We start from the raw sequence: 5,059 nt of genomic DNA, 5'->3' as shown, positions 1-5,059 counted from the left end.
TCCCGGATTTGTACCGGCCTATATACGGCCGCTTTTCTGCGAAGGAAAAGGGCCGTTTCGGTGGGTGGCCCTAAGTGGTGATCCGGCTGATATTGCCTTAACAGACCAGGTCATTGCATCACTTTTTCCCGAAAACGCCTCCCTGCAACGCTGGTTAAAACTGGCAAAAGAAAAAATTGCTTTCCAGGGATTACCCGCCCGTATATGCTGGCTGGGACAGGGAGAGCGAGAAAAAGCCGGACTTGCTTTTAATGAACTGGTGCGTACAGGACAGGTAAAAGCGCCGATTGTTATTGGCCGGGATCACCTCGACACCGGGTCGGTGGCAAGTCCAAACCGCGAAACCGAAGCAATGCTGGATGGTTCAGATGCAGTAGCTGACTGGCCCTTGTTAAATGCCTTGTTAAATACTGCCGGTGGCGCTTCCTGGGTAAGCCTGCACCATGGTGGCGGGGTTGGAATGGGCTATAGTATTCATGCCGGTATGGTAATCGTTGCAGACGGTACAGCCGCGGCCGATAAAAGGCTGGCCAGGGTTTTGCGGAACGACCCCGGTATCGGCGTTATCCGGCATGCAGATGCAGGATATGATATTGCCCGGGATGTGGCGCGGCAACATCGGCTCGACCTCAAAGAAAAGCTTGCTATCTTCACGGCCTCCAAATCCTCGACATGATTCAGACTATCAACGATTTTGACCGGGTATTTTTTATAGGCATTGCCGGTACCGGTATGAGTGCGATCGCTCAGTACCTGAAAGGCATTGGTAAAGACGTAGCAGGCTCAGACCGTTATTTTAAACCCCATGAACTAAACGATACCCGCCAAAAACTCGAAGCAGCCGGTATTCTTTGTTTCGAACAGGATGGTTCAGGAATTCTTCCAACAACCGACCTGGTGGTGGTGTCCACCGCGGTGGAAGATACTGTTCCGGAAGTTAGTAAAGCCAGGTCTCTTGACATTCCTATCATACGCCGAAGTGAACTGCTGGCCCTTATTGCCAAGAGTAAAAAAACAATTGCTGTAGGCGGCACGTCTGGAAAATCCACAACCAGCGCCATGTTATTTGATATACTGCAATATGCCGGGTTGGAACCCAGTATTATCAGCGGAGCCGGACTGGTTAGTATTATACGGGAAGGTAAAATAGGCAATGCAAAAGTGGGTAATGGAGAATGGTTGGTGATAGAAGCCGATGAAAGCGATGGTTCGATCGTTCAATATCATCCCGCCATTGGTCTCTTGCTCAATATTGATAAAGACCATAAGGAAGTAGAAGCCCTGATGGATATATTCTCCACCTTCAAAAAGAACAGTGAACTGTTTGTGGTGAATCAATCACATGCGCTTGCCGCTACTTTATCAGAAGATCTCAGTCTGGATTTCAGCTGGGAAGAAACCAGGCCTGCCGGGTATATGGCCAGGGACTTTAAACAGGAAGGTTTATCCATCTCCTTTACCATCAATAACAGCCCCTTCAACCTTCAACTGGTTGGAAGGCATAATATGGAAAATGCACTGGGAGCTGCGGCGGTGGCGGCACAGGTAGGGGTGGATTTATCCAAAGCGGCAGAAGCATTGGCCCAATACGAAGGAATCTATCGGAGGAACCAGGTGTTGGGACAGAAAAACGGTGTTTGGATGATGGATGATTATGCGCATAACCCGGCAAAATGTGCCGCCAGTATCCGGGCATGCCAGCCAATTGCGCCTAAAGTAATTGCATGGTTTCAACCACATGGCTATGGACCAACACGTTTTCTGCGGGCAGATTTTGTAGCGGAAATTTCAGCTGCCCTGCGTCCGCAGGACGAAATATGGATGAGTGAAATTTTTTATGCGGGGGGAACGGCCACCAAAGACATATCAGCCAATGACCTGGTGGAAGATATCAGGCAAAACGGTAAATCTGCTTTTTTTGTGGAGAACCGTGCTGAATTCCTCGAACAGGTGCGGCCACACCTCACCGAAAATACCGTATTACTGCTGATGGGGGCCCGCGACCCCAGCCTGGAGCATTTTGCCCGGGAAGTATGGGAAAAACTTTGATATGCGTTTATTATTCCGTCGTATAAAATCCTTGGTGGGGGTGGGGCATCCGCCCGCTGCTTTGAGAGGAACCCAACTGGCTGAATTGAACCAGTTATCGAATGCCTGGTTATTAGTGGAAGGAGAGAGGATTCACAGTTTTGGAAGCGAAGATGAAACGGTTCTTCTGCCCGAAGCGGATCAGGTGATCGATTGCACCGGACGATTTATCCTGCCCTCTTTTTGCGATTCTCATACCCACCTCGTTTTTGCTGCCAGCAGAGAAGAAGAGTTTGTAGATAAGATCAGGGGAAAAACCTATGCAGAGATAGCAGCGAAAGGAGGGGGCATACTATCATCTGCCCGTAAGCTTGCTGCACTGCCGGAAGAACAACTATTTCGGGAATCGATGGCCAAACTGGAAAAAGTTGCGGCTGCTGGTACAGGCGCCATCGAAATAAAAAGCGGGTATGGCTTAAGTGTGGCGGCAGAATTGAAAATGCTGCGTGTTATCAAACAGTTGAAATACAGTAGCAGAATACCCATCAAAGCCAGCTTTTTGGGGGCTCATGCCATTCCACCAGAATTTAAAGAAAACAGAGAAGGGTATATTCGCCTGCTCATTGATGATATCTTACCTGTTATTGAACAAGAAGGACTGGCTGATTTCATTGATGTGTTTTGTGAAGAAGGATTTTTTACTCCCGATGAAACCATCCGGATTTGTGAGGCCGGCAAAACCATTGGTCTGCGGCCAAAAATTCATGCCAACCAATTAACTGTTTCTGGCGGTGTGGAAGCAGGCATTAAGCTGGATGCAATATCCGTAGATCACCTGGAGTCTATGGCGCCGGAAACAATTGCAGCACTGGCAGCGTCGAATGTAATCGGCACACTGCTTCCAACGGCAGCCTATTTCCTTCGAATGCCTCCACCGCCCGCCCGCCTCCTGCTGGAAGCAGGTGCCGCCCTGGCCCTGGCGTCTGATTTTAACCCCGGTTCGTCTCCCTCCTTTAATATGGAAGGCGTTGTTTCTATGGCCTGCATCCAGTTACGGATGCTGCCCGAAGAAGCCTTGCAGGCTGCTACGATTAATGGGGCTTTTGCTATGCAGTTAGAAAAGGAGACCGGAACTATTCATCCGGGTAAATGGGCAAATTTACTCTTAACCAAACCCTTGTCCTCATTGGCCTATATTCCTTATTCATTTGGAGCATCTTGCCTTCACCAGGTGTACCTTAAAGGCAGCCTGGTAAAATCTGCTTGAGGAGCACCTGTAGTTCTGTATATTACAGGATGGAAATGATTGAATCGGAACTGCTGTTGATTATTCTCTGTTGTACGGTAGTGCTTTCTTATCTTTTTTCAATAGGAAGCCGTTATATCCGCGTGCCTTCCGTGTTATTGCTCTTATTGGCCGGAATGGGAATTAAATTGATTGCAGCAGTTTACCAGTACGAATTAACCGTTCCCCTGCTGGTAGTGGAGTCATTGGGAGTGGTCGGACTTATTATGATTGTTTTGGAGGCGGGGCTCGACCTGGAATTAAAAAAGTCTCGCATTAAGTTGATCAGAGACTCTTTTTTATCGGCCCTGATCATATTATTGTTATCCACTTCGCTTATTTCTTATATCCTTTATGTGTACCTCGAACAACCCTTGCTGAATTGTATCGTGTATGCTATTCCCCTTTCAATTATCAGCAGTTCAATTGTTTTGCCCAGTTTACATGCGCTCTCAGAAGAGAAAAAGGATTTTCTGGTATACGAGGCCTCTTTTTCTGATATCCTGGGTATTATGTTGTTTAATTATTTCAGCGCTCCTGAAATTTTTTCCATAAAATCAGTAGGCATTTTTTCGGGGAACCTGCTCCTGAGTATCGTATTATCGGGCCTTGTTTCCCTGTTGTTGCTTTTTATAATGACCCGCACCAAACTTTCTATAAAATTTTTCCTCATATTTTCTTTGTTGGTATTGATCTATGCCGGTGGAAAAATGTTACACCTTCCTTCACTAATAATAATCCTGGCTTTTGGTTTGATGATTAACAACTGGCATTTATTAAGAACTGTGCCCTGGATTCAGCGGCATTTTCCGCAGGAACAGGTTAACAGCCTGAACCAGTTACTGCATTCCATTACCGCTGAATCATCTTTCCTTATCCGAACTTTTTTCTTTGTACTTTTTGGTTTTTCGATCAATGTACAAACCATACTCGACAATGAGGTAATGCGAGTTGGTGGTATAATTGTGTTGGCATTATTTATTGTCCGTTTCCTGTATTTCCGTTTTTTTCTCAAAACCAATGTATTTCCGGAGGTTTTCTTTATTCCAAGAGGGCTTATCACCATTGTATTGTTTTATAAGATCCCGGAAAGTTTACGGCTCAGTAATTTTGACGAGGGCATTCTGTTTTTCATAATACTGGTAACCGGTGCTATCATGACACTTGGTATGCTGTTTTATAAAAAGAAACCGTCTGAGATAATAGAAGAACCCGCTTTTTCAGAACGATCTGATATTTTTTAACAATGCAGCCATATGAATCATTTTAAATTTTACAACAAGGAAGATCTGCTCTACCTTACCCGTTTACGACGTTTCGAAACGAAACTGGGCGAGCGGTTGCAGGTACTTACAGGACCTGATCAGTTTACTGAAAAATTGGATAAATCCAGTGCCAGTTATGTACTGTTTGGGATTCCGGAAGATATTGGAGTGAAAGCAAATTATGGAAAAGGAGGAGCCGATTCTGCCTGGCTGCCCTTTTTAAGCAGCTTTCTGAATATGCAGAGCAATGATTTCCTTACGGGGGAAGAAATACTGTTGTTAGGGCATTTTGATTTTGGCGATCTGCAATACCTGATCGAAAACCATGCCCGTTCGGAAGAGGAAAAAATTGATGCCTATCGGCATGCGGTTACCCAAATAGATACAGAAGTAGAGCAATTGGCCAAGCAGATCACTGCAGCAGGTAAAATTCCCATTGCTATAGGCGGTGGCCATAACAATGCCTATCCGCTTATTAAGG

General features: G+C 46.0%; 4 protein-coding genes and 1 pseudogene. All 5 read left to right on the top strand.

The genetic code is table 11. The features are described 5' to 3' along the window. A pseudogene (locus A1D16_RS21145) lies at positions 1 to 676 on the top strand (urocanate hydratase); the annotation flags it as partial. Continuing rightward, positions 673 to 2,049, top strand: a complete 1,377-nt coding sequence (locus tag A1D16_RS21140) for a Mur ligase domain-containing protein (protein ID WP_290713509.1) — start codon at positions 673 to 675, stop codon at positions 2,047 to 2,049. The pseudogene A1D16_RS21145 and the gene A1D16_RS21140, both read left to right, overlap by 4 nt. 1 nt (position 2,050) lies before the next feature. Further along, on the top strand, positions 2,051 to 3,295 hold the full coding sequence (gene hutI / locus A1D16_RS21135) for an imidazolonepropionase (RefSeq protein ID WP_290713506.1): 1,245 nt from the start codon (positions 2,051 to 2,053) through the stop codon (positions 3,293 to 3,295). Positions 3,296 to 3,330: 35 nt separating this feature from the next. Then, complete coding sequence (locus tag A1D16_RS21130) at positions 3,331 to 4,557, top strand: cation:proton antiporter (protein WP_290713503.1); 1,227 nt, start codon at positions 3,331 to 3,333, stop codon at positions 4,555 to 4,557. Between the two features lie 12 nt (positions 4,558 to 4,569). Then, positions 4,570 to 5,059 (top strand): arginase family protein (locus A1D16_RS21125; protein WP_290713500.1); only part of this gene is annotated, 490 nt, incomplete at its 3' end.

Source organism: Flavihumibacter sp. CACIAM 22H1, from assembly GCF_001601815.1.
Taxonomy (GTDB): Bacteria; Bacteroidota; Bacteroidia; order Chitinophagales; family Chitinophagaceae; genus Flavihumibacter.
The sequence above is the reverse complement of the archived record's forward strand: the minus strand, read 5'-3'. Positions and strand labels throughout refer to the sequence as shown.

Bases quoted from the DNA above. Each gene is read 5' to 3' on its own strand.
- A1D16_RS21140 (WP_290713509.1), top strand. From the start codon at position 673: ATGATTCAGACTATCAACGATTTTGACCGGGTATTTTTTATAGGCATT.
- hutI (WP_290713506.1), top strand. From the start codon at position 2,051: ATGCGTTTATTATTCCGTCGTATAAAATCCTTGGTGGGGGTGGGGCAT.
- A1D16_RS21130 (WP_290713503.1), top strand. From the start codon at position 3,331: ATGATTGAATCGGAACTGCTGTTGATTATTCTCTGTTGTACGGTAGTG.